Source organism: Pseudonocardia kujensis (genome assembly GCF_021283305.1).
GTDB classification, from domain to species: domain Bacteria; phylum Actinomycetota; class Actinomycetes; order Mycobacteriales; family Pseudonocardiaceae; genus Pseudonocardia; species Pseudonocardia kujensis.
This window is the reverse complement of record NZ_JAJSOK010000005.1, coordinates 151,703-175,779: the sequence shown is the minus strand read 5'-3', so window position 1 is coordinate 175,779 and position 24,077 is coordinate 151,703. Positions and strand designations below refer to the sequence as shown.

Here is a 24,077-nt window from a genome sequence, read left to right as displayed (position 1 = left end):
TGGCAGGTGAGGGGACTGGCGGGGTCAGCGCCAGATCATGTTGTCGGCGAGGCCGGATGCCGTGGCCTCGTCGTGGGTGAGGAGCTCGTGGGGGTTGTCCCGCTGGGCTTGCAGCACGATGAGCGCGGCGAGGCGGCGTTCGTCAGGGTCGCGTAGCAGTCGGGTGCGGGTGGAGTCCGTGGGTCCGATGAAGGCGAGCGGTGTGCTCGGGTCGCTGGAAATCCCCGCAATGACGGTCCACGCCGGGTCGCCCATGGCCTTGCGGGCGTGCAAGGTCGTCGCTGCGGGGGTCTCGTCGACCTGGCAGTCGACTCCGGCTCGGCGGACGATCTGAGCGACCAGCTGCAGGTCGATTTCTCCGACGTCCTGTGTGGTCGCGTGGTCGTCGTCGATGGTGGCGTTCGGGTGACTCATCGAGTGATCGCCAGTGAGGTCGGCAGGGGGTCGCTGTGGAGTTGCTCGGCGGGTATGCCGGCGGCGTGCAGCTGGTCGAGGGCCGTTGCCTGCATGCGGGGTGGCCCGCAGACGACGATGGCGTGCTGCTGCCAGATCCGGGCCCGCAGCGCGGCTCCGACCGGGGAACTGGGCCGGTGGGTGCCGGTGGAGGGAAGGACCGGGGTGACGGTCAGCCACGGCCGGTGGCGGGTGGGTGGGCCGCTGGGGAGCAGGGCGTGGAGCTCGTTCTTGCTGCGTGCGGCCGCGTAGAGGTGTGTGGGCGGCGGGTCCTCGCGGGTGTCGAGGGCGGCGAGCAGGGCGGTCAGGGGCCCGAGGCCGGTTCCTTGGCCGAGCAGGAGGAGATCCCTGGTCGTGGTGAGGGCGTCCGGGAGCCGGCCGAGTGGGGGGCCGATCCGCCAGGTGTCGCCGGGCTGGGTTCGGGCGACCAGGGCGGGGCTGACCAGCCCACCGGGTAGGGCGCGAACGTGGAAGCGCAGGACTCCGTCCGGGCGGGCCGGCTCGATGGGGGACAAGTAGCGCCACAGGCCGGGGCGCTGGGGGATCTCGACGCTGAGGTATTGGCCGGGGTGGTGGGGCAGCGGCTCGAGAGTTTGCACCACGATGCCGGCGAGATCGGCGGCGAGTCGCTGGTGTTCGACGACGCGGCCCAGCCACAGCGCCGGTCCGCGGTCGGTTGCGGCGGCGGTGAGCATCTCGTGGGTGGCGGCGGTGTAGGCGCCGGCCCAGGCGTGAGCGAGCGAGGGTGTCCACGACGGGCCGTGGATGTGTGCGAGGGCTGCGAGCAGGGCCTGCCCGCCGGCCTCGTAGTGGGCGGCGGTGATGCCGTATTTGCGATGATCGCGCCCGAGATCGGCAAGTCGCTCGGTGAGTTCGCGGCGCTGATCGAGGCGCTGCAGCAGCCAGATCAGTGTGTCGGCCAGCGGTGCCCGACGGCCGTAGGGGTCGAGCGGGAACAACGTGCGCAGCCCCGGCGCGTGCTCGAACAGGGCCTCGTAGAAACGCTTGGTCAACTCGTCGGCGCGGTTCTCGACCCGCGCGCGGCTGCGCCTGAGCAGGTCGAGCTGCGCCTGGTCCATGGTCTCCGTCCCGCGAGCACGACGTTGCCGCCTGCGCGGTCGCGTCGTGCCGGCGCGGCTTTCTGCGGGGTTCGGGTCGGCCGACGCCGGGGAGCTCGCCGCGGCGGCGCTCGGGCCCTGGGGAGTCGCCGGGTGGTGCATCAGCGCCTGCCGAGCCGGGCGGGGGTACCGGCCGCGGCGCGGCGGCAGGTGGCGAGCTGCTCGGCGGTACGCGCCGGGATCGCGTGTGCCCCGGCCGCGGCGCCGTACTCGGCGCGCATCGCACGATCGGCCGCCGTGCCGGCGATGTGGACGAGCTGGTCGCCGCGGACCGGGATGCGCAGCGGCACAGCGCGCAGCAGCGAGTAGCTCCAGAGACGCACTGGTGATCCACCTTACTGTTGTGTGAGTTCGGATATGACGTTGAGCTCGAAGCCGGCCGGCAGGTGGGTGGCGATGGCAGCCTGCGTGAGGGCTTCGGAGTGAGCGCGGGCCACATCACGCGGGAGACGCCGCAGCAGTGCAGCGACGACGCCCATGTCAGGCCGCCTTGTCCGCGAGGGCCCAGCCGGCGATGACCCGCTGTAGCTGCCGGGTGCCCTGTCTGCCCCGCGCGAGCGTCGGCGTGGTGCGGGCCATCTCGGGGGCGGGTACGACCAGGACCGGGCATCGGGCCTGGCGCAGGCACCGGCGGGCGGTGGGCGGGATGGTCCAGCGGCCGGGTTGGTCAGCGTTCCGGTCACGCCGACGATCACCCGTTTTCGAGCAGACGTCATTGCCTCTTCGTCCCTTCGCTCCCGATGCGACCCGACAACTCGGCACGACAACGCGGCACGACAACTCGCGGCCGCGTGAGGCCGGGTGGCGGGCATGCGGGCGCCGGCAGGGGGACTGAGGAGGACACCCGCATGCCCCGGTCCAGGCACTTCCTGGACAACACCCACGATGCCGGGGAACGCGCCCCCCGGCAGGGGCGGTGACCCGCCAACTATGCACCCGCGAATCTGCCGGACCTCGGCAACCAAGCTCTGGAGGGTCGGCAGCGGGGTGAGTCAGGTGGGGTCGGGTGCCGGGAGGTCGCGCTGGGGCCAGCCGAGCAGGCGGGCGCCGAGTACGGCGGCGTGCACGGTGAACCGTTGTGCGGGGTCGGTCGGGTCGTAGCCGGTGAGCTCGGCGATGCGCTCCAGCCGGTAGGTGACCGCGCGCACGGACAGGTGCAGCCGTCGGGCGGTCTCGGTCACCACGCATCCGGTGGCGAAGTAGGCGTCGAGCGTCTCCAGCAGCGGTCCGGCACCGCCGCGTGCTCTGGCCAGCGGGCTGGCCACGGCGTGCACGAGGTCGGTGATGGCGGGCTGGTCGCGCAGCAGGACCCGGTAGATCAGCAGGTCCTCGGCGCGCACGACCGGCATCTCCAGTTGCAGGCGCACCGCCATGCCCAGCGCTTCGCGGGCCTCCTCGTAGGAGCGGGCGATACCGTAGGAGCCCGGGTAGGGCCGGCCCACGGTGATGCGCCAGGGGCCGCCGCGCGGGAAGCGGCTCAGGTCGGTGTGCATCAGTTCCCCCAGCCCCCCGCGGGGGGTGGGGTATCCACCAGGCGGCGTGCGACCCGCGAGCCCGGCCGGGGCGGTCGGGGTGGCGGGGGCGACCACGACGATGCTGCCGTCCTTGGTGGCGACGAGCACGTCGCGGTCCCCGATACCCTGCACCACCTCGCGTTCCAGGCTGCTCAGGGCGGCCTCGGCGTCGACGAGCCGGCCGGTGGGCGCGGCCAGGGCCACCTGGTGGGGTTGGGCCATGTCGAGCCCGAACGGCTCGGCGCGCTCGACCAGCGCGCCGATGTCGGCGTCGCCGCGCAGCAGGTCCTCGATCAGCTCGCGCCGCAGCGTCTCCTCGCTGCGCATCATGTCCCGGCGGGCGAGGGTGTAGCCCTCGGCGACGCTGGCCACGGCCCGGTCGACCGCGCGCATGACGGCCTCGGCGGCATTCGCGGTGGTGGCGCTGTCGGGGAACTCCACCACGGCGGGCAGCTCGCGCCAGAGCCGCCAGGCCGCCGACAGGTACAGCTGAACGGTGTTGCCGGCGGACACGCCGAGCTCAGCGGCTCGACGGCCGTTGAGCCCGACGGCGTCGAGCTCGGTCTTGTCGGGCCGGCGGCCGGTGGTGGCGGCCTCGACCAGCACCGACAGGAAACCGCCGAGGAGCTCGACCGGGACGCCTCCGGCGCCACGGCTGGCTTCCTGCGCTACCCGGTGCAGCCAGGCCTGCTCGCCGCTTCGGGCGTGCGGATCGGGTGGGCTGCTGGGTCGTCCGGTCGGGTGGGTCATCGCTGTCGTTCTCCTCCGCCGTACCTGCGAGCGAGGCCGGCGTCCGGTCCAGATTGCCGGAGCACGGCAATCAAGTGCAATCCAACTTCGTTCAGGTTCGCCCCTGTGCCAGGCCGGGTGAAGGAGGCACCGTCGAGAACGGCACCCCTGTCGTGGCGACACGCCCGTGGTGGCGCCGTGATCATCTGTGTTGTCGAGCCGGACCTTGCCCGGCTGAAGGAGGCTTCGAGACGTGCATCCGTCCTGTGTCGATCCGGTGCCGCTGGCGGCGGCCGCGACCCACATGCGGTCGATGCAGCCAGGCCGGGCCACGACGAGGATCCTCACTACGAGCGCGCGACTACTGGAGAACCTCGCCGCCGTTCTCGTCCACGACCACGCTGCCGTGCCGCCTTGCGTGCAGCGCGCCGCGGCGACGCTCGCAACCGAGGTGCTCGCGACCTGCCAGCCCGTCGCGGACCGCCCTCGCCGTGCCCGGTCCGGCGACGCGCCACCACGACAGCGCCCACCGTTCACCGAATCCATGCGGCTCGGGAGGATGGATGACCCGGACAACGCCGCGGTCCGCGCCCACCCCGTCCTCGTCGCTGCGCCGCCCCGGCTCCGGCCCCGTGGCCGACTACGGCACGAGGCGCTGCTCGGCGTGCAGACCTGATCCGCCGAGGCGCGCGGCGTCGGGGGTCAACTCGGCAGCGAGTGCCCGGGCGCAGCGCCGGGTCGTCGGCCCGAGGCCTGAATCCGGCCCGCTTCGGGTGGGGATCACCGCCGCTGACGCGCAGTCGATGCCGCGTAGTGTTCCGGCGCTGATCCGACAGGTACGCCGCGAACTCGAGTCGCGGGCTGCGAAGACCGGCGATCACGCCGGAGGCACGGTGGTCGTCGACCTGTCCGAGCTGCCGGTGCTCGGCGCGACGGTGTGTTCACAGTTGCTCCTGCTGGTCCGGCTGCTGCATGAACTCGCCGCTCCCGCCGAGGTGGTCGTCGTGGGAGTCGCTGCGAGCGTGCGGGACTGCCTGGTGGGCGGCCTGCCTGCCGGGGCGCGGCTGATCGACCGGCGCGGGCGGTGCTGGCCGTACTGACCCGCCTCGCTGCACCGGGCGCCGCGACGTGACCCGCCCACTGCTGTGTGCGGTCGCGGGTCCGGTCCGGGCGGCGCCCGTCTCGGCCTTTCCTGTCCGGGTCGGCTCGACGCACAGCCTCGGCGAGGTTCTCGTGGGACTCCCCGTGCAGTGCCGGAGCGCGAGCGAGGTCGACGTGGGCCCGCAGGACTGCCAGCACTGCGTCGGGCCGTTCGTGAGGGAGTAGCGCTCCGACCCCAGGCACCGTCAGCACTTCGGTGCCCAGGGCGCGCCGAACGGCGCGGTCGAGCCGGCCGTCGCCGAAGAGCGGGTCGTGCTCGCCGACGGCCACCGTGACCGGTGTCGTACGCCAGCGATGCGCCAGCTGGAGCTGCGCCGGCGGGGTGGTGCTCAGGGCAACATGCCGACCGACCAGGCGCAACCAGTCCACCAGCGCGGCGGGGGGCGTGAAGCCCGGTCCGGCGAGCGCGGCGAGCAGCCGCGCGCCGGCCGCCGCGGTGGGGGCGATCCGCCAACGCAGCAGCGCGAAGGCCACCCCGATGCGGATCGTCGGGCGGGTGAGGCCGTGCGGGCTGAGCAGGACCAGACCCTTGATGTGCGCCGCGGGCCTGGCAGCCAGCGCGACCGCGGCGCCGAACCCGTGGGCGAGCACGGTCACCCCGTCCGGGGCCTCGCGGGCCAGCCGGGCGAGGAGCCCGTCGAGCCACCGGCCGTAGTCACGCAGGCGATGGGTGTTCGGTCGGCCGGCCGACCCCATCCCGGCCTCGCCGGGCAGGTCGACCGCGACCACCCGGTACCGGGTGACAAGCCGCTCGAGCACCCGGCTCATCACGGCGGCGTTGCCATGCCGCCCCGGTAGCACGACGACGGTCTGCCGGTGCTGGGTCCCGGCGACCACCAGATGTGTACTGCGGTGGGCCCACGGGGCCTCATCGCCGACCTGTCCTCGTCGGTGCGGCAGCGCCCAGTTGTCGAGGCGTTGTCGGCACCAACTCTGGACCGCCGTTCGGCCGGACCTACCGCGGTAGATCCACATGACGTGTTCCTCTCGTCGATTCCCCTCGCCGCATGCCGGAGCAGGCGCGTTGTCGAGGGAGCAGTGCGATGACCGGGCGGCCGACCGGCACGGGCCGCGTCGTGGTCCACCGGCCGCCGGGTTGCTCGGCCGCGGTGGAAGGTGCCGGAGGAGTGGGGCGGCCGGATTCGACCCGGCCGCGCCGGGTGATGACGCCGCGCCGGGTCAGCACGCTCCACGGCGTGGTCCGGCGGGGGAGCCCGCACCGTCGCTGCCAGGCCGGACGAGTGTCGACCAGCCAGACGATCCATCGGCCGTCGCGTAGCCTGCGTAATCCGACATCGCTGATCCGCCTGGCAGCGGTGTGCGCGGCCATGGTCAGCACGGGCTTGCCCAGCACGGTGCCGGCGAGCCATTCCCGCTCGGGCTCGAGCGGTGGCCGTGTCATACGGCAGGCCTGTCGCGGGGTGCGGACCTGCAGTCGCTGTCGGTGCCAGCGCGTCACCGCCCCAGCTGGCAGCGCGAAGCACTGCCCATCGCCGTCGACCAGGATCGCCTCGACGATCGGGCCGCTGCGCGTCCGCCGCACGCCCACGTCCCGGAGGCGACCCAGATGCTCACCGCCTGACCCACTCACCGAGGCACCCACCATGCCGCTCAACCACAACATCGGCGGTCCCGTGGCTCGCCGCCACACCAGCCCCACGCCTTTCACACCCTTTTCCGGCACTTACCGAGTCGGCCCCTCTGGCTATTCAATGACCTTCGAGCAGTCGGGCATCCTTATCTACTCGGAAGCGGTACTCGAAAATCATTTCGTCCTCGTTCGCGCAGGGCTTTCAATACGCGTCGGACCCACCCTTCGCGGCATGCGCGGAAACTTGCACACTCGTTCGCTCGGGCACGTTGCCAATCGCAAACCCGGCATGGTCGTCACCGTATCCTGAGAAGTCGTCATACAACGGAGGCATGCAGACCGGCCCAAAAGGGAGGTCCGGCCTGCATGCCTCCTGCTCGCCGAGATGGCGTCCCCGACATGGCCAGGTTGCCCCGTCGCGATGGCTCCGCACAGGTGGCTGTGTCGGCGAAGTACTGCCGGGCATCGTTGCCGGAGCCTGGCAACGAGATGCGTAGCGGCGTCGATACCCCGGCGGCGACCAGCTATCGACTGCTCGAGACGCCGCACCTGGGGAGCATCGGCCATCGCCGCGGCAGGTTCGAGGGACGGCATGCCTCCCGCCGCAACCGACGCGGACGGCCACGCACGGCCACGCACGGCCACGGGCATCGCCCAGGCCCACGCTGGGGCGCGGGCCTAACCCGCCGCGGCCAGGCCTTCGGGGCGGTAGGGGACCGCCCGCAACAAGGTGACGTCCATGAGGTGTCCGTTCGGGAGAACGTACTGCAGTTTTTCGCCCTGCTTCTTCCCGGGCAACGCCTGCCCCAACGGGGAGTCGGGTGAGCAGAGCATCAGGTCGTCCGGGTACGCGCCCTCTTCGTGATGGGCGAGCAGAAACGTCTCGGTCTCCTGGTCGTCCTCGTAGCGGACGGTGAGCATCATTCCGGGTTCGGCCACGCCGTCGTCGGGTAGGTCCTGGCCGACCAGCGGGTTCTGCAGCAGTTCCTGCAGCTTCCGGATCCGGTTCTCGCGCTCCCGCCGGTCGGTCAGCAGCTGCTGGCCGGTGTTCTGGTCGGCGCTGTCGCCGATGAACTGCTCGGCTGCTGGTCCGCTGAGTCCCTCGGTCCGCTGCCGCAACAATGTCGTCAGCTCCGTTTTGAGACGGTCATAAGCGCTTTGTGCCAGCCAGACCTGCGTTTCGGTCATCTTCCTCACTCCTCACAGGAACATTTCGGTGAAAGCCGGCCCGGCCGCCGGGTGGCGTGGGCGTGGCTGCGGCAGCAGATGCGAAGGAGCACGGCCCGAGGCGCGTCGGGCCGTGCTCAGTGGCGGTCGAGCCTAGCGACGGGAAAAACGCGGCGTCGACCGTTTTCGCTGTTGTTTCCGGGCGTCGGCACCCCGCTTCTTCCCGGCGACCGTCGGGCGGTAGCGCCACATGTACCACAATCGCCGGAACGGGGTTCAACTTTGCCGGAACCCGGAAACGAGAGCAGCTGCGAGGTTGCGGGACCTCGCCCTGTCCCCGCCGGGTTCCCCTCGGCATGGTGGATGTCGGGCCTGCCGAGCTTCTCCGTGTGGCGCCACAGTCGGCAGGCCCACCAAGTCCTGATCAACCACGGCCTCGACGATCCGTCCGGGGCTACTGGATGGGCCATCTGATGCGAAGGGGTGCGTGCTGTGGAGTCGGCTGTGCGGCCACGGGTGATCGTGGGCGTGGGCGGGCGAGGCGCTCATCCACGGGTCGTCGACACCGCGATGTCGCTGGCCCGCGGAACCGGCGCGGCCCTGTACGCGGTCGACGTCCGCGACGACCGCGACGGCGCCACGGGCCCCCGCGGCGGCCCGCCGGCGCTGCAGGACGCCTACCACGCGCTCGCGCAGGCGTCGGTGCCCGCCGACGATGTCGACGTCCGCCTCGTCGTCACGCCGGGGGAGCCGGACGAAACGCTGCTTCGTCTGGCCGACCGCTCTGCTGACCTGCTCGTTCTCGGTCGCGCCAGGCGTCGTCCCGCGTGCAGGACAAGAAGTGCCCGCACTTTCCATCCGTGATGGCCACACGGTCGCCCGTGCGCCACTACCGCCGCAACTGCGGCGATCGAACCGGCCACCCTCCGGTGGCGTTGATCCTTGGAGCTACCGTGCCCGACAAATGTCATGCCTCTGGTTCGTCGCGTGCTCGCACCAATGGGCACGCGTCGGCTCCGCCGTGGGTTCTCGGCGCCACCACGCACGGACTCGGTATATCCGTCGCAATCGCCGTCGAGGCGATCGCCGTCGAACCGCACGAGGCCGAGGACAGCGTCCGAGACATTGTCCAGGAGTGGGGCGAGCATTCCTTCCCGGCCAGCGATCCACCGGCCAACTGGTAACCGACCGAACCCATTTCGGCCCTGACGAACGAGCACTGTTGAGGAGAAGTGCAATGTTGAACAACCACGAGCGGCACGTGCTCGACGAGGTCGAACGCCGGCTTCGCACGGACGACCCCGAGTTCGTCACTCGACTCGGTGATGGCCAGCAGCGGCTGCCCGTCCGCAGCCGTACCCGCAGCTGCCCTCGCCAGTTCCACTTCAGCCGGCCGGTTGCCGGCCTGCTCGTCCTGGTCGTCGGGCTGCTCGTCCTGGGACTCGCCGGCCCGGCCCTCCTCGTCGCCGCCCTGGCCGGCTTCCTGGGCTGGCTCAGCGGCGTCCACGTCGAGGCACCCGTCGAGGCCAAGGCGAACAAGGAGACCACACGGTGAACGACACCCATCGGCCCGACGACACCGACCAGCCCCTCGCTCCTGATCAGCTGGTTGGTGCGACCGAACCCGCCGAGCCCGGCGGGCGGTGGAGTTGCTCGCTCGAGGAGCTCCCCCCGGCGCCGGGGCGCACGGGGCGGGTCGCGGTCGTCGGCGCCGGGATGGTCGGGCTGGCCACCGCCTGGTTCCTCCAACAGCGCGGGGTCGACGTCGACGTCCTCGAGCGGAACGCGGTCGCCGCGGGCTCGTCGTGGGGCAACGCCGGGTGGCTCGCGCCCGCACTGACCACCCCGCTGCCCGAACCGACCGTGCTGCGCTACGGAATCCGCGCCGCGCTCGATCCCGCCTCGCCGGTCTACGTGCCGATCAGCCTCCAGGCGAGCCTGTGGCGGTTCCTGGCCGGGTTCGCCCGCAACTGCACCACCCACCGGTGGCGGCGCGGCATGGCCGCCTACCGGGGTGTCAACCGCCAGGCCCTCGACGCCTTCGACGAACTCGCCGCCGGCGGGGTCGAGGCCCTGACCCAGCCGGCGGACCCGTTCCTGGTCTGCTTCTCCCACGCCGACGAACGCGCGCGCCTGCTCGAGGAACTCGGTGAGCTGGAACGGATCGGGCAGAAGCTCGGCTTCGACGTCCTGACCGGGGAGCAGGCACGCGAGCGCGCCCCGATCCTCACCGAGCACGTCGCGGCCGCGGTGCAGCTGCACGAGCAGCGGTTCATCGACCCGCCGCGCTATCTCGCCGCGCTCGCCGACGCGGTCCGGGGGCGCGGGGCCGTCATCAGCGAGAACACCCGGGTCTCGGACGTCTTCGACGACGGGCAGCAGGTGTGGGTGCGCTCCCGCACAGGGGTGCACCGCTATGACGCGGCCGTGATCGCCACCGGCGCGTGGTTGCCCGAACTCGGCTACCGGTTCGGAGTACGGGTGCCCGTCCAGGCCGGGCGGGGCTACAGCTTCACCGTCGCCGCCGAACAGCTGCCCGACGGGCCGGTGTACCTGCCGGTCCAGCGCGTCGCCTGCACACCGCTGGGGGAGCGGCTGCGGATCGCCGGCATGATGGAGTTCCGCGACCCCGACGAGCCCCTCGACCAGCGGCGCGTGCAGGCGATCGTGAACGCCGCGAGGCCATTCCTGCGCGGCGTGGACCTCGACGAGCGCCAGGACGAATGGGTCGGCTCCCGCCCGTGCACCCCGGACGGGCTGCCCCTGGTCGGTCCGACGAGCTCGCCGCGAGTGTTCGCCGCCGGCGGGCACGGCATGTGGGGCATCGTGCTCGGCCCGCTCACCGGCCGCCTGCTCGCCGACGCCATCGTCACCGGGAACGTGCCGTACGAGCTGCAACCCTTCCGCCCGATCCGATGACCGAGCCCCGGGCGGTGTCGGGCGTCGACGCGCCGATCGCTGCGGCCTCACGAGCTCGGCACCGCTCCTGCACGAGGCCGGCCGCAGGTCGCACCTTCGGAAGTCCGCGACACGGCCCCCCACGACGAGTCGCGCTGAGATGACCCACGACGCCCTCAACAGCCCGGCTGCTCCCGGTCCCGGTACCCCGAGCGTTGTCGGCAAGGTGACCTCCGGCGAGCTCGACAGCGTCGTGGTCCCCGCGCTCGGGGCTGCTGTCGCCCACGAGCTCCTCGAGCCCGTCCCCGCGGGTCCGGCACGGGAGCGGTGATCGGAGGAGTCGGTGCTCAGATCAGGCCCAGGGCGAGCATCGCCTCGGCCACCCGGGCATAGCCGGCGATGTTCGCCCCGGCGACGTAGTTCCCGGGGGCTCCGTACTCCTCCGCGGTCCGATGGCACCGCGCGTGAATGTCGATCATGATCTCGCGCAGCCGGGCCTCGGAGTGCTCGAAGGTCCAGGAGTCCCGGGAGGCGTTCTGCTGCATCTCCAGTGCCGAGGCGGCCACCCCGCCGGCGTTGGCGGCCTTGCCCGGGCCGAACGCGACCCCGGCCTCCTGGAGCACCCGCACCGCGTCGGGCGTGGTGGGCATGTTGGCGCCCTCGCCGACGGCCAGGCAGCCGTTGCGCACCAGCGCGGCCGCCCCGGCGGCGTCGAGCTCGTTCTGGGTGGCCGAGGGCAGCGCCACCTGGCACGGCACCTCCCAGATCGAGCCGTCCCCGACGAAGGTGGCGCTCGACGCCTTGTCGGCGTAGGCGCTGATCCGCTCCCGGCGGATCTCCTTGACGTCCTTGAGCAGCTCCAGGTCGATGCCGTTCGGGTCGTGCACGAACCCGCCCGAGTCGGAACAGGCCACGACCCGTCCGCCGAGCTCGTGGACCTTCTCGATGGTGTAGATCGCGACGTTGCCCGAGCCGGACACCACGACGTCCTTGCCCTCGAACGACTGCCCGCGGACCCGCAGCATCTCCTCGACGAAGAACGCGCTGCCGTAGCCGGTGGCCTCGCGGCGCACCTGGGCGCCACCGTAGATCAGGCCCTTGCCCGTCAGCACCCCGGACTCGTAGCGGTTGGTGATGCGCTTGTACTGGCCGAACAGGTAGCCGAGCTCGCGCCCGCCCACGCCCATGTCGCCGGCCGGTACGTCGGTGTACTCGCCGATGTGGCGGTAGAGCTCGAGCATGAAGCTCTGGCAGAACCGCATGATCTCGCGGTCCGAGCGCCCGCGCGGGTCGAAGTCCGAGCCGCCCTTGCCGCCGCCGATCGGCAGCCCGGTCAGCGCGTTCTTGAACACCTGCTCGAAGCCGAGGAACTTCACCGTGCCCAGCAGCACCGACGGGTGGAACCGCAGCCCGCCCTTGTACGGGCCCAGCGCGCTGTTGAACTCCACCCGGAACCCGCGGTTGATGTGGATGCCGCCGTCGTCGTCCTCCCACGGCACCCGGAAGATGATCTGCCGCTCCGGCTCGCAGATGCGCTCGACGATCTTGGCGTCGGCGTACTCGGGGTGCTTGTCCACCGCCGGGCCGATGCTGTCGAGCACCTCGCGGACGGCCTGGTGGAACTCCGTCTCGCCCGGATTGCGGGACAGCACCCGCTCGTAGATCGGCTGCAGTGCCTCGTGCATGTCGTACCGTCCGTGCCCTTCCACCCGCTGTGCCGCGTTTGCCGGCTCCTGCATCCTGACCGGTGCCCCGGCCTGGGCCGTGCACCGGGGTGGGAACCCGACTGCCCGGGCGATCCGCGCTACTGCTCGTTCCGCCAGTTCGGAGCCGTGAGTACCGTGCCCATCCGGTCGAGCTCGAGCCGGTGCGGCCAGCTGAGCCGACCGAGGACGTCCTCGCCGACGCCGGTCAGTTCCACCCGCACCACGCGCGCGTCCTCGGGATCCTGGCTACGGCTCACCAGCTCCTGGGCCTGAGCGCGATTGATCAACTCGACCGTGCTGTGATGGCGCAGTGGCAGCCGCTCCGCCAGCTCGCCGACCGTGGCCCCCTCCCGCCCGGGAAAGCCCTCGAGGGCGAGCAGCAGTTGGTACTGCCGGGGCGTCAGTCCACGGTCGCGCACGGTCTCCTCGCGCAAGCGCAGGTACCGGCGGATGCCGAAGCGGAAGCGGGCCAGGGCTTCGAAGTCCTGCTTCGTCAGTCCGCTCGACGGGCCCCGTCCCCGCTGCCGCGGCAGCTCGGCCGGAGCGGAACCCTCGGCGTCGGGCGTCACCCCAGCATCTGAGCTGCCGTTGCTCCGCCGACCAGCGCGCCGCCCGTCAGGAATGGCGGCGAGCGCCTGGCGCTGCCCCGCGACCGTCGCGACGGCGGCTTCGCTGTCGGCCGGCTCGGCGAGTACGGCGTCGAGCTGCACCCGCCACGTCCATGACCTGCCTCGACTCGCGTTCGACGGAGACGATCCCTGGCACGGCGCGCGGTGTCGATCGCACGATCTTCGGTGCCCGCGTCGACGAGGACGACGGCCGACGAGACAGTGCCGCCGGGGAAGCGCCGGCTCAGAGACGGAAGGCGCCAGCGGCCGGCCCGAATCGCAGCAGGGCGGTGGGCAGGAACGTCAGGGAGGCGAGAACGGCCGCGAAACGGCGGACATCAGGTTCACCATCGAGATGTTCGATGGCGAGGCAGGTCTCCTGTCCCAGGCCCACCCCACAGGACCCGCGGCCGTGCCTACTCCGCGTCGCTGGGGGAGCCGGGGCCACGCTCGCGCGGTCGCGCGCGGGTCAGCGAGGGCGCCGACGTGCTGTTAGGAAGACGGCGTGACGCCGCCGGAGCCACCGCTGTTGCTCGCGCTGGATCTGACCGGCACGTTCGTGTTCGGCCTGAACGGCGCGCTGACCGCCGTGCGGGCGGCCAGGCTCGACATCGTCGGAGTCCTCGCGCTCGCAGTGATCACGGCACTGGGCGGGGGAATCACTCGTGACGTACTGATCGGAGCGGTCCCGCCGGCCGCCTTCAGGGACTGGCGCTACCTGGCCCTGGCCCTGGGCGGCGGGCTCGTCGCCTTCGCGCTGAGTCGGCGGCTGGAACGGCTGGAGACGCCGATCGTCGTGTTGGACGCGGTCGGGTTGAGCGTGTTCGCGGTGATCGGCGCCGCCAAGGCACTCGAGTTCGGCCTCGGGATCGGGCCGGCGATCCTGCTCGGTGCGATCACCGCGGTGGGCGGCGGCACGATCCGCGACACCCTGGTCCGGCAGATCCCCTCGGTGCTGCACTCGGACCTTTACGCGATCCCGGCGCTCCTCGCGGCCGCGCTCACCGCCGCTGCGGTGCGTACCGGGACCTACGGGCTGCCCACGGCGCTCGGCGCCGCCGCGATCTGCTTCGCCGTCCGGATGATCGGAGTCCGGTTCCGGCTCAACGCGCCCGGCCCGCCCGGCGGCGACCACCCCGACGGCCACCCCGACAGCCCTCGGGACGACGAGCGAGACGACGGGTGAGTCAGCGCCCCAGCCAGGCCATTGCGGCGACGACGAGGGCTTGGGTTCCGGTGTCGAGGGTGGGCTGGATGACCGGGGCGAAGCCGGGGGAGTGGTTCACCGGGATGTCCTGGGCGACGCGGCCCGCGTCCTGCGCCTGCCGGTAGGTCTGCGGGTCCACGCCCCCGATGCCCCAATAGGTGTAGGGCACGCCCAGGGCCGCCGGAATGTCGCTGAAGTCCTCGCTGGCCGTCTGCTGCTCCAGAGGTCCGGCGCGGTCGCCGAAGAACTCGGCGAACGCGGCGGCCGCCCGGTCTGTCACGGCCGCGTCGTTCGTGGTGAGCGGGAACCGGTCGAACAGCTCGAACTCCGGGTCGCGTGGGCAGTCCGAGGCTTGGCATTCGGCGGTCACGATGCGGCGTATCGCGTCCAGAATCGTGGCTCGGGTGGCGTCGCTGTAGGTGCGGACGTTGAGCTCGATCACGGCGCGGTCCGGGATGACGTTGCTCTTGCTGCCCGCCCGCAGGGAGCCCACGGTCAGCACCGCAGTCTCCCCGGGCGGGGTCTCCCGCGAGACGATGGTCTGCAGCCGGATCACGATCATGGCCGCGAGCACGACGGGATCGACCGCAGCGTGGGGCATCGACCCGTGCGCGCCGCGTCCGTGAACGGTGATCCGCATGCTGTCCGCGGCGGAGAGCACCGGGCCGGCCAGGGTGCCCACCTGCCCGGCCGGAAAGGGCAGTACGTGCTGGGCCAGCGCCACGTCCGGGGTCGGGATTCGCCCGGCGAGCCCGTCGGCGAGCATGCCGCGGGCCCCGTCGCCGGTCTCCTCGGCCGGCTGGAACAACGTCACCAGCGTTCCGTGCCAGGACCCGCGACCGTCGGCGAGCATCTGGGCGGCGCCGAGCAGGCAGCTCACGTGCACGTCGTGACCGCACGCGTGGGCAACAGGCACCTGGTCCCCCGCAGCGTCGGTCGTCATGACGGTGCTGGCGTAGGGCAGCCCGGTGTCCTCCCGCACCGGGAGCGCGTCCATGTCTGCGCGCACCAGCACTGTCGGGCCGGGGCCGTTGACGAGAACGCCCACTACTCCGGTGCCGCCCAGATCGCCGTGCACCTCGTACCCGGCCTGCCGCAGCCGCTTGCTCACCCGCTCCGCTGTGCGCCGTTCCTGATGGGACAACTCCGGATGGGCGTGCAGGTTCTTGTAGAACTCCTCCTGCCAGACGTGCACCTGATCCAGCCCGGACAGCACCGTCGACGTCGTCATGGCGGCATCGTGGCCCTCGTCGGCCGCGAGCGCCCGACATGACGGCCCGGGACGACCTTGGGACGACCTTGCCCAACGCCTCCGGCCTGCGTCACCAGATGCTGTCGAAGAGCGCAGCCGGAGGCGGACTTCCGTTGAGCTCCCGACGTCTGCGGCCTCGGGCAGGAGAACCCGGTGACGCTCGCAGAAGGCGACAACCGGACGGGCCGCCCCGGGGTAGCGCGTCAGTCGGGAACGGTCGTCAGGAAGGTGCGGATCTTCTCTGCCGTCCCTCGGGGGTCCTCCAGCATGGGCAGGTGGCCGATGCCCGGGATCGTGTGGACCTCACCATCCAGCAGGTTGGCCAGTTCTTGCGCCGACTCGACGGGGCAGGTCGGATCGTGCGAGCCGACGAACACCCGCGTCGGCGGCAATGGACGGCGCAGCGTCCGCGCGGTCGGGCGTGAGTCCGCGGCCCCGAAGGTGGCGCGCGTCGCCGCGACCACCACCTCGATGTCGCGGACTCCGTCCCCGCCGCTGGACGCGAGCTCAGCCAGCGCGTCGCCCGCCCCCGGCACGGCCGCGGGCCCGAGAATGTCGGTCGCGTGCGCCCGGAACCACGCCTCGACCCCGCGGTGCCTGAGGTCCTGCTCCACCTCGTCGAGCTGCGCCGGCGGCCAGCCGATGTGCAGCGCCGCACCGAACGCGGTGATGCTCGCGACGCGGTCCGGGGCCCTTGCGGTCAGCTCGACGGCCACGGCGCCGCCGATCGATCCGCACACGACATGGACCCGCCGCAGCCCCACGGCGTCGAGGACGGTGAGGGCGTCCGCCGCGTAATCGGACGGGAGGTATGGACCCGCGGCAACGGACCGGCCGTGCCCGCGGTAGTCCACCGCCACGGCCGGCCGTTCGCCGTCGAGGTGGCGAGCGACGTCGCCCCACAGGGCAGCGGCCGTGTTCACGGGGTGCAGGAACAGGACGGGTGTGCGCCCCGAGGCTCCGGGCCAGGCGAGGTGGGCGATCGGCCCCGACCTCCCCTCGACGGCTGCGGACACGTTCCGCGACATCGGTCTCCGCTCGCGTCGCTGTGGTATCGGCGTGGACATCCAATGGGCCCGCGATCAGTCCGTGCCGAGGGCGCGCAGCCGAGGCAGCACGTCCTCGGCCACCTGGTCGAGGAACCGGTCCTGGTCGTGGCCGGGGCCGTGCAGGACGAGATGGGTCAGGCCCGCGTCGAGATAGGGCTTGACCTGGGCGACGACCTCCTCGGGGTCCGAGGCCACGATCCACCGGCTGGCCACCTGGTCGATCGGCAGCTCGTCGGCCAGGCGCTCCATCTCCTCCGCCGAGGCGACGGAGTGCTTCTGCTCGGCCGTCAGCGCCAACGGCGCCCAGAACCGGGTGTTGTCCAGCGCCCGCCGACGGTTCCGGTCGTAGGACAGCTTGAGCTCGAGCATCTTGTCGACGCCGATCAGGTCACGTTCCGCCGCGGCGGCCCCGTCGACCACGGCGGGCATGAGCTTCTCGGTGTAGAGGTCCATGCCCTTGCCGGACGTGCAGATCACGCCGTCGGCCAGACGTCCGGCGTAGTTCGCCACGAGCGGACCGCCGGCGGCGACGTACACCGGGACCGGCCGGTCCGGCCGGTCGTAGATCCTCGCGTCGACCAGGGTGTAGTACTCGCCGCGGTGATCGACCGAGTCGCTCGTCCACAGGCCGCGCATCACGTCGACCGCCTCGCGCAGGCGGGCGAACCGCTCCTTGAACTCCGGCCACTCTCGCCCGGACACGGCGACCTCGTTGAGCGCCTCACCGGTGCCGACGCCGAGCACGACCCGGCCCTCGGTCAGCAGCGACATCGTCGCGAACGCCTGCGCGACGACGGCGGGGTTGTAGCGGAACGTGGGGGTGAGCACGCTGGTGCCGATGGTCACCCGGCGCGTGCGCTCGCCGACGGCGGCGATCCAGGCCAGTGCCGACGGCGCGTGGCCGCCGTGGTGCCGCCACGGCAGGAAGTGATCGGACACCCACACACTGTCGAGGCCGGCGTCCTCGGCGCGCACGGCGTACTCGACCAGGGCCCGCGGCCCGAACTGTTCCGCAGACGCCTTGTATCCGATGGTGATGCCCACTGCGCGCTCCCTAGGTCAGCTGGGGGAGGACGGTGGCGGCCGCGAGTTCCAGCTCGCGCTGCGCGTTCTCGGCGTCGACGGGGGAGAGCACCACCGTCGTGGCCCCCGCCGCCCGCAGCGCCGCGATGCGGGCGGCGACTTCGTCCGGATCCCCCGCGACCGTGAGCGTCTCGACCCATTCCGCGGGCAGCGCGTCGGGCAGGTCGGTGGGATCGGTCTCCTCGAGCATGGTCGCGATCTCGTCGTTGTACCCGAACGCGCCGGTGAGCGGGTTGTGCGGGCCGAGGGCCGCGATGTACATCGCGAGGGCGGGCCGCACCGCGGCCTTCGCCGCGTCCCCGTCGCGGTCGAGGCTGAACAACGCGAAGGTCGGGACCAGGTGCTCGGAGCGGCCGGCCTCGGCCATTCCCTCCCGGATGTGGGCGACGGCTGCCTCGAGGTAGCGGGTGCCGGCGACGACGCTCATCACGGTGCCGTCGGCGATCCGGCCGGACAGCCGCAGCGACTTGGGGCCGAGGACGCCGGTGAGGAGCGGGACGGGCTTGGTGGGGCGGTGCACCGCCGTCACGTCCTTGAAGGTGAACTGCTTGCCCTGGCGGTCGACGGTGGTGCCGGCGAGGAGCTCGCGAACGCCCTCGACGCACTCGGTCAGGGCGCTGAGCGGAGACTTGGCGGTGAGGCCCATCTGGTCGGTCCACACCGGCAGCCCGTGCCCGATGCCAGGGAGGAATCGGCCCGGGTATGCCCTGGCCAGGCTCGCGATCTCCATGGCCGTCACGGCGGGGTGGCGCGCGACGGCGGCCACGATGCCCAGCCCCACCGTGATGCGCTCGGTCGCGCCCAGCGCGAGCGCGGCGCCGGTGAACCCGCCGTAGCAGAAGTAGTCCTCGGCCACCCACACCTCGCCGAAGCCGAGTCGTTCGGCCGATGCGGCCAGCGGCCCGATCTGCTCGGGCGGGGTGGACGTCGCGACGAACACCCCGACGGGGAAGGTCTCGCTCATGGGCTCTCCTTGTGGGTCGTGGCGCGTCCGGGGCGCCGCGGTGGGCGGTTGCGCGGGCGGCCTGCGGGCTGAGGCCCGGGTGTGGGCAGTTAGGACCGCACTCCCCGGCTGGTCATGCGCAGCGGCGTGATGCCGGGCCCGCACCCGAGCCCACGCTCGTCGCGTGTGCCGCCGAGTCCGGCCCTCGGCTCGTCGGCAGCCGGCATCGGCGAGCAGTGGAAGTGCCACATCTTCCACACCGGCGCCCCGGTGCCGTCGTCGCGTTGGTAGATCTCCGTGGCGCGGATGCCGAAGGGGTCGTACTCGATCCCCTCATCGGTCCGCCAGGTGGCCGACCCCGTGCCGGACTCGCCGATCACGCGGAGGGGAAAGATGCCCTCGCAGGCAATCCAGGCCATGTCCCCGGAGATCGTCAGGCGCATGATCTCGATGTCGGGGAACTCGACGATGTCGAGCTCCTTGCGGTAGTGCTCCCAGAGCGCGACCTTCTCCTTGATCCCGAAGTACGGGTGCCCGTTGAGGTTGAACATGAGGTAGGCGTCCCCGGCGGGGAACACCGTCTCCATCAGCGGGATCACCAACTGGTGGTTGGCCTCCCACCAGTTCTTGTGCAGCTCGAGAATGGCGTCGCGGTCCTCGTCGATGCTCGGCACGTCATCGTCCTCACTGTCGTGACCGGGGCCCGACCCCGGGTCGATGCGATCATCGTCGCCTCCGGTCGGGCCGCCCGGTACCTCGGCCCGACCGTGGCGTCCTTCAGGGTCATGAGCTCATCCGGCCAGCAAGTTCCGCAGCTCGGCGGGTTCCAGCGTCCACATCCCCGCCGCGGCCAACCGGTCGAGCAGTTCTTCGATGTGGGGGACGGACGGGCGGGCCCGGGCGAAGCAGGCGCGCGCCTCCTCGGTCCGGCCCACCCGGGCGAGCAACAGACCCCGCCAGACGGCGGGCTCGCCGTTGCCCGGGCCGGCGAGGATCTCGGCCCGATGCAGCTCGGCGAGCGCCTCGGCGACCGACTCCACCGAGGCGGTGGGCTCGCCGACCAACAGCCCTTCGGTCTCGAGCAGGGCGACCAGCCCGTGCAGGGCGCTCGACCTGACGAGCAGCCGTTCGAGTTCGTCGAGCGGCCGGGGGGCGTCGTCGACCCGCAGGTCGACGACGACGTCCTCGTAGGCCCGGCCGGTTGGCTCGGTGCGGACGACGACCAGCGCGGCGGCCTGCTGGCCACGCAGGTCGCCGCCGCAGTCCTCGGCCGCCCGCAGCGCCGCGACAAGCCGTTCGGCCACCGAACCGGCGGCACGCTCGAAGGCATCCGTCATGGCCGCGGGCACCGCGGGTGATGCCACCAGGTTCGCCTGCGCACGCGCGTGCTCGGAGACGGCGTCGCCGGCGAACCCGATGCAGTCGCGGCCGGTGTGGGTGGCACCCTCGCCGTCGACGCCGAGGACGGCGACCTGGCGGGTCGAGGCCCGCGGGTCCCGCGCGAGCAGTTCCGCCAGCGCCTCGCGGGGGCCCACCCCTCGGGCCAGCAGGTCCAGCCCCCGCGGCCCGTAGCTCGGCTCGACGACGGACTGGGTCGCGACGACGCCGACGCCGGCACGCGCCCGCACGGTGCGGCTGCCGACCGCGAAGAAATGCGACTGCACCGCGACGCCGATCTGCCCCGCGGCCGGGTCGAGGCCGAGGATCGAGTAGGTCACCCGCCGTTCCTCCCGTTCCCTGTGCCGTGCGGGTTCCTGGTGCCGTCCGTTCGGGCCGTCAGCGGGCCCCCTCATCGGCGGCCATCCGGTCCGCGGCGTCCAGGACGGACTTGACGATCGAGGCGTAACCGGTGCACCGGCAGAGGTTGCCCGAGATGGCCTCGCGGACCTCCTCGCCCGTCGGCTTCGGGTTCTGCTCCAGGAACTCGGTGGCGCACATGAGCATCCCCGAGGTGCAGAACCCGCACTGCAGGCCGTGGTTGTCCCAGAAGGCCTGCTGCAGCGGGTTGAGCTCGCCGTTGCGGGCCAGGCCCTCGACGGTGGTGATCGTGCATCCGTCGACCTGGACCGCGAGCATCAAGCACGCGCGCGCCGTCCGGCCGTCGAGCATGATCGTGCACGCCCCGCAGACGCCGTGCTCGCAGCCGAGATGGGTCCCGGTCAGCCCGCACTCCTTGCGGAGGAAGTCCGCGAGGGTGACCCGCGGCGCGACCTCTGCGGTGTAGACGTGCCCGTTGATCGTCACCGACACGGTGCGCTTGTCGCTCACCTGCACGTCGCTCACGTGGTCACCTCGCTGCGTTCGCTCGCCGTCGTGATGGCTCGTCGGATGAGCAGCTCGGCCATCTCCCGCCGATAGCCGGCCGGGGCGTGGACGTCGCTGCTGGGGCGGATGGTGTTCGGGGCCGTTGCCGCCGCCGCGGTGATCGCCTCGGCCGTCGGCCGGGTCCCCAGCAGGGCGGCCTCCGCCTCGTGCAGCCGGCGCGGCACGGAGTCGACTCCGCTGAGGCCGAGCCGCACGAGATCGACAGTGCCGTCGGGACCGAGGTGGACGGCGGCGAACGCCGCGACGATGGCGAAGTCGCCGTGCCGGCGGGCGAGCTCCTCGACGGCGACGCCGGTGCCGGCCGGCAGCCGGGGGAACCGGACGGCGGTCAGCAGCTCGTCGTACTCGGTCGCCGTGGTGAAGGTGCCGGTGAAGTAGTCCTCGGCGGCGATCGTCCGGCGCCCTCGTGGTCCCTCGACGACGATCTCCCCACCCAGACAGGTGACGACCGTCGGCAGCTCGGCGGCGGAGTCGGCGTGGGCGACGCTTCCCCCGACCGTGCCCCGGTTGCGGTTGGTCACGTGCCCGACGTGCCGCAGCGCCTCGGGGAGCATCGGGACGGCCTCGGCCACCACCGGGCTCAGCTCGACGTCGCGCTGCCGGGTGGTCGCGCCGATGACCAGGGCGCCGTCGTCCTCCCGGATGTAGGCGAGATCCCCGATCGGGTTGACGTCGACGAGGACCGAGGGACGTGCCAGCCGGAAGCTCAGCAACGGGACCAGGCTCTGGCCGCCGGCGAGCACCTTCGAGTCCGTGCCGTGCTCGGCCAGCAGGCCGACGGCCTCCTGCACGTCCCCTGCTCTGGCGTACCCGACCGCAGGCGGCTTCACTGCGCGCCCTCCTTCCGCTGCTCGGCGTCGCGGATCAGCTCCACCAGTCTCGGTGGCGTCACCGGGAACCGAGTGACCGCGACACCGAGGTCGCTGAGCGCGTCGTCGATCGCGCTGGCCACCAGCGAGACACCGGCGATGGTGCCCGCCTCGCCCACGCCCTTGATCCCGCCGGGGATGTCCGGAGCGGGCGTCTCCTGGTGGACGAAGTGGAACGGGGGGATGTCGAGCGCGGTGGGGAGCAGGTAGTCCATGAAGCTCGCCGTCCGCAGCTGGGCCTCCTCGTCGTAGACGAGCTCCTCGAGGAGCGCGCCGCCCAGGGCCTGAGCGAGGCCGCCGGCGAGCTGACCGTCCACGAGCATCGGGTTGATGACGGTCCCGCAGTCGTGGGCCTGCACGCAGTCGAGCAGCGTCACCCGGCCGGTTCCCCGGTCGACCTCGACCAGCAGCGCGGTGCAGCCGTACGACGTCGCCATGTTCGGGGGGTCGAACACGTCGACCTCCTCCAGGGTCGGCATCTCGTTCTCGGGAAGCCGGTCCAGCAGGCGCCGGTAGGCGGCGTCGCCGACGTCGCGGGTGCTCACGGAATGTCCGGGCGCGCCCTTCACGCTGATCTTGCCGTTCTCGATCTCCAGGTCGTCGGCCGACGCCTCCAGCAGCTCGGCGGCGACCCGCAGGATCTTCGCCCGGAGCCGCCCGCTGGCCCGGAGGATCGCCGCGCCACCCAGGGGTGCCGCTCGGCTGCCGCCCGTTCCGTATCCGGTGTACGGGCAGGAGTCGGTGTCCCCGGTGACGACGACGATGTCGTCCATCGGGACGCCCAGCGTGTCGGCGGCGAGCTGGGCATAGATCGTGTGGGTGCCCTGACCCATGTTGATCTGCCCGGAGTAGATGGTGATCTTGCCGACGGAATCCATCCGCACGACCGCCTCGTCGAACCCCGAGTGCGCGAGACCGACGAGGTTCATGATCCGGCTGGGGCCGTACGCGCTCGGCTCGATGTGGAACGAGTAGCCGATGCCGACCGAACGGCCCTCGGCCCGGGCCCGCTCCTGCTGCTGCGGCCAGCCGAGCTCCTGCACCTTCGCCAGCGCCAGGTCGAGGCAGTCGGCGTAACGGCCGCTGTCGTAGGTGAACGCGGCGCCGCTGAAGTACGGGAACTCCTCCGGCGGGACGAAGTTCTTGCGCCGGATCTCGGTGCGGTCCATGCCGAGCTCGCGGGCGGCGAACTCGATCAGCCGCTCGTGCACGATGTTGCCCTTCGGCGCACCCCAGCCGCGGTAGGAGCCGTAGGGGGCGCGGTTGGTCAGCACCGGCGTCACGGTCAGGTCGAGGTTGGGGATCTTGTACGGCCCCATCGAGGTGAGCACGGACGCCCAGGGCGGCCCGGACCCGACGGTGCCGAACGCGCCGCCGAGCACCCCGTAGGACACGCCGCGCAGGCCGACGATCGTGCCGTCGCGCCGCAGCGCCATCTCGAAGTCGAGGCGCTGGTCGCGGGAGTGCGAGGTCGCGACGAAGCTGTCGGAGCGGTCCTCGATCAGCTTGACGGGTCGTCCCGTCCGGTGGGAGAGGACCGCCGCGATGACCTCCTCGCCGTAGAAGTCGAACTTGTTGCCGAACCCGCCCCCGAGGTTGGGCGTACGCACGCGGATCTTGTGCACCGGCACGCCGAAGACCTCGGAGAGCAGGTCGCGGGCCAGGTTGGGCGACTGCGTCGACAGCCACAGGTCGAGGGTGTTCTCGAAGGCGTCCCAGTTGACGATGCACCCGCGCGGCTCCAGCGGGCACCCGAAGGCTCGTCCGTGGGTGAAGCTGCCGCTGACGACGACGTCCGCGCTGTCGAACGCCTCCTCCGGCTCGCCGGCGCGGTAGGTCTGCGAGCCCGTGACGTTGTCGGGCCAGTCGTCGTAGAGCGTCGGCGCGTCGGGAGCGAGCGCGGCATCGAGGTCGGCCACGACGGGCAGTGGCTCGTAGTCGACCTCGATGAGCTCGAGTGCGTCCTCGGCCACGTACCGGTCGACCGCTGCGACCGCGGCGACCGCCTGCCCCACCCAGCGGACACGGTCCACGGCGAGCGCCCTCGTCCGGGCGATGCGCTGGTCGGTGATGGGAGTCCAGATGACCGGCTGCGGGCCGGCGACTGCCGCCAGCTCCTCGCCGACGAGGACGTCGAAGACCCCGGGCAGCTCCCGGGCACGGCTCACGTCGATGCCCGTGATGCGGGCGTGGGCCAAGGGGCTGCGCAGGACGGCGGCCTCGATCATCTTCGGCACCGTCACGTCATCGACGTACTGGCCGCGGCCGGCCAGCAAGCGCGGATCCTCCGTCCTGCGGATCGGGGAGCCGGTGTACCTGGACGGGTTCTGCACGGGTTCAGCGATGGTCATGAGGCAAGCTCCTCGTCGCTCCTCGTGGCGTCGGTTCGAGAGTGGGGACTGCA

The 24,077-nt window shown here is 72.0% G+C and carries 24 protein-coding genes and 1 pseudogene; 7 read left to right on the top strand and 18 right to left on the bottom strand.

Annotation, left to right across the window (positions count from 1 at the left end):
- Positions 1-24 precede the first annotated feature (24 nt).
- From LWC35_RS06120 to LWC35_RS06100, 5 genes are all read right to left on the bottom strand, one after another.
- Positions 25-414, bottom strand: a complete 390-nt coding sequence (locus tag LWC35_RS06120; protein ID WP_232868904.1) for a hypothetical protein — start codon at positions 412-414, stop codon at positions 25-27.
- Positions 411-1,532, bottom strand: coding sequence for a globin domain-containing protein (locus LWC35_RS06115; protein WP_232868903.1), 1,122 nt, complete (start codon positions 1,530-1,532; stop codon positions 411-413). Before LWC35_RS06115 ends, LWC35_RS06120 begins: the two co-directional genes overlap by 4 nt.
- Positions 1,533-1,672: 140 nt before the next feature.
- Positions 1,673-1,894 (bottom strand): hypothetical protein, encoded by a 222-nt coding sequence (locus LWC35_RS06110; protein ID WP_232868902.1) that lies wholly within the window; start codon positions 1,892-1,894, stop codon positions 1,673-1,675.
- Between the two features lie 12 nt (positions 1,895-1,906).
- A complete protein-coding gene (locus LWC35_RS06105; RefSeq protein WP_232868901.1) occupies positions 1,907-2,050 on the bottom strand; it encodes a hypothetical protein in 144 nt (47 codons plus the stop codon).
- Positions 2,051-2,563: 513 nt separating this feature from the next.
- Positions 2,564-3,835 (bottom strand): PucR family transcriptional regulator, encoded by a 1,272-nt coding sequence (locus LWC35_RS06100; RefSeq protein ID WP_232868900.1) that lies wholly within the window; start codon positions 3,833-3,835, stop codon positions 2,564-2,566.
- Positions 3,836-4,587: 752 nt separating this feature from the next.
- Here LWC35_RS06100 and LWC35_RS06095 point away from each other — a divergent pair.
- Positions 4,588-4,914: a hypothetical protein gene (locus LWC35_RS06095; RefSeq protein ID WP_232868899.1), complete on the top strand. Its 327-nt coding sequence runs from the start codon at positions 4,588-4,590 to the stop codon at positions 4,912-4,914.
- A 496-nt stretch (positions 4,915-5,410) separates the two neighbouring features.
- Here the strand turns inward: LWC35_RS06095 and LWC35_RS40845 are convergent.
- Positions 5,411-5,743, bottom strand: a pseudogene (locus LWC35_RS40845) (alpha/beta fold hydrolase); the annotation flags it as partial.
- An 836-nt stretch (positions 5,744-6,579) separates the two neighbouring features.
- On the opposite strand from LWC35_RS40845, the gene LWC35_RS06085 reads away from it, so the two are divergent.
- Complete coding sequence (locus LWC35_RS06085) at positions 6,580-6,876, top strand: hypothetical protein (RefSeq protein ID WP_232868897.1); 297 nt, start codon at positions 6,580-6,582, stop codon at positions 6,874-6,876.
- Positions 6,877-7,244: 368 nt separating this feature from the next.
- Here the strand turns inward: LWC35_RS06085 and LWC35_RS06080 are convergent, their stop codons facing one another.
- Entirely contained in the window at positions 7,245-7,754 is a 510-nt protein-coding gene (locus LWC35_RS06080) for a GreA/GreB family elongation factor (RefSeq protein ID WP_232868896.1), read from the bottom strand.
- A 495-nt stretch (positions 7,755-8,249) separates the two neighbouring features.
- Here LWC35_RS06080 and LWC35_RS06075 point away from each other — a divergent pair, with 495 nt between their 5' ends.
- The 4 genes from LWC35_RS06075 to LWC35_RS06060 all read left to right on the top strand — a co-directional run bounded on the left by LWC35_RS06075 (position 8,250) and on the right by LWC35_RS06060 (position 10,962).
- Complete coding sequence (locus LWC35_RS06075) at positions 8,250-8,597, top strand: universal stress protein (RefSeq protein ID WP_232868895.1); 348 nt, start codon at positions 8,250-8,252, stop codon at positions 8,595-8,597.
- Positions 8,598-8,970: 373 nt separating this feature from the next.
- The gene (locus tag LWC35_RS06070; protein WP_232868894.1) at positions 8,971-9,288 is read left to right on the top strand and encodes a DUF3040 domain-containing protein; all 318 of its coding nucleotides are present in this window, start codon (positions 8,971-8,973) and stop codon (positions 9,286-9,288) included.
- Entirely contained in the window at positions 9,285-10,652 is a 1,368-nt protein-coding gene (locus LWC35_RS06065; RefSeq protein WP_308194471.1) for an NAD(P)/FAD-dependent oxidoreductase, read from the top strand. Before LWC35_RS06070 ends, LWC35_RS06065 begins: the two co-directional genes overlap by 4 nt.
- A 139-nt stretch (positions 10,653-10,791) precedes the next feature.
- The gene (locus tag LWC35_RS06060; protein ID WP_232868893.1) at positions 10,792-10,962 is read left to right on the top strand and encodes a hypothetical protein; all 171 of its coding nucleotides are present in this window, start codon (positions 10,792-10,794) and stop codon (positions 10,960-10,962) included.
- Between the two features lie 16 nt (positions 10,963-10,978).
- Here LWC35_RS06060 and gdhA read toward each other — a convergent pair whose 3' ends face one another.
- Together gdhA and LWC35_RS06050 are read right to left on the bottom strand one after the other, a co-directional pair.
- Complete coding sequence (gene gdhA, locus LWC35_RS06055; RefSeq protein ID WP_232868892.1) at positions 10,979-12,316, bottom strand: NADP-specific glutamate dehydrogenase; 1,338 nt, start codon at positions 12,314-12,316, stop codon at positions 10,979-10,981.
- A 119-nt stretch (positions 12,317-12,435) separates the two neighbouring features.
- Positions 12,436-13,047 carry a MarR family winged helix-turn-helix transcriptional regulator gene (locus LWC35_RS06050; RefSeq protein ID WP_232868891.1) on the bottom strand — a complete coding sequence of 204 codons (612 nt, stop codon included), beginning with the start codon at positions 13,045-13,047 and terminating at the stop codon, positions 12,436-12,438.
- A 403-nt stretch (positions 13,048-13,450) separates the two neighbouring features.
- Here LWC35_RS06050 and LWC35_RS06045 point away from each other — a divergent pair, with 403 nt between their 5' ends.
- Positions 13,451-14,131 (top strand): trimeric intracellular cation channel family protein, encoded by a 681-nt coding sequence (locus LWC35_RS06045; RefSeq protein WP_232868890.1) that lies wholly within the window; start codon positions 13,451-13,453, stop codon positions 14,129-14,131.
- A gap of 1 nt (position 14,132) precedes the next feature.
- On the opposite strand, the gene LWC35_RS06040 is transcribed toward LWC35_RS06045, so the two are convergent.
- From LWC35_RS06040 to LWC35_RS06000, 9 genes are all read right to left on the bottom strand, one after another.
- Positions 14,133-15,383: an amidohydrolase gene (locus LWC35_RS06040; protein ID WP_232868889.1), complete on the bottom strand. Its 1,251-nt coding sequence runs from the start codon at positions 15,381-15,383 to the stop codon at positions 14,133-14,135.
- Between the two features lie 224 nt (positions 15,384-15,607).
- Positions 15,608-16,432, bottom strand: coding sequence for an alpha/beta fold hydrolase (locus LWC35_RS06035; protein WP_232868888.1), 825 nt, complete (start codon positions 16,430-16,432; stop codon positions 15,608-15,610).
- A gap of 54 nt (positions 16,433-16,486) precedes the next feature.
- Positions 16,487-17,497 carry a glucose-6-phosphate dehydrogenase (coenzyme-F420) gene (fgd, locus tag LWC35_RS06030; RefSeq protein WP_232868887.1) on the bottom strand — a complete coding sequence of 337 codons (1,011 nt, stop codon included), beginning with the start codon at positions 17,495-17,497 and terminating at the stop codon, positions 16,487-16,489.
- A 10-nt stretch (positions 17,498-17,507) separates the two neighbouring features.
- The gene (locus LWC35_RS06025; RefSeq protein WP_232868886.1) at positions 17,508-18,500 is read right to left on the bottom strand and encodes an LLM class flavin-dependent oxidoreductase; all 993 of its coding nucleotides are present in this window, start codon (positions 18,498-18,500) and stop codon (positions 17,508-17,510) included.
- A gap of 89 nt (positions 18,501-18,589) precedes the next feature.
- Positions 18,590-19,153: a YybH family protein gene (locus LWC35_RS06020; RefSeq protein WP_232868885.1), complete on the bottom strand. Its 564-nt coding sequence runs from the start codon at positions 19,151-19,153 to the stop codon at positions 18,590-18,592.
- 117 nt (positions 19,154-19,270) lie between these two features.
- On the bottom strand, positions 19,271-20,197 hold the full coding sequence (locus LWC35_RS06015; protein ID WP_232868884.1) for a DUF1028 domain-containing protein: 927 nt from the start codon (positions 20,195-20,197) through the stop codon (positions 19,271-19,273).
- Positions 20,198-20,255: 58 nt separating this feature from the next.
- Complete coding sequence (locus tag LWC35_RS06010; RefSeq protein WP_232868883.1) at positions 20,256-20,762, bottom strand: (2Fe-2S)-binding protein; 507 nt, start codon at positions 20,760-20,762, stop codon at positions 20,256-20,258.
- Positions 20,759-21,634: an FAD binding domain-containing protein gene (locus LWC35_RS40160; RefSeq protein WP_232868882.1), complete on the bottom strand. Its 876-nt coding sequence runs from the start codon at positions 21,632-21,634 to the stop codon at positions 20,759-20,761. The genes LWC35_RS06010 and LWC35_RS40160 overlap by 4 nt, the downstream gene beginning before the upstream one ends.
- On the bottom strand, positions 21,631-24,024 hold the full coding sequence (locus LWC35_RS06000) for a xanthine dehydrogenase family protein molybdopterin-binding subunit (RefSeq protein WP_232868881.1): 2,394 nt from the start codon (positions 24,022-24,024) through the stop codon (positions 21,631-21,633). Before LWC35_RS06000 ends, LWC35_RS40160 begins: the two co-directional genes overlap by 4 nt.
- Positions 24,025-24,077 lie beyond the last annotated feature (53 nt).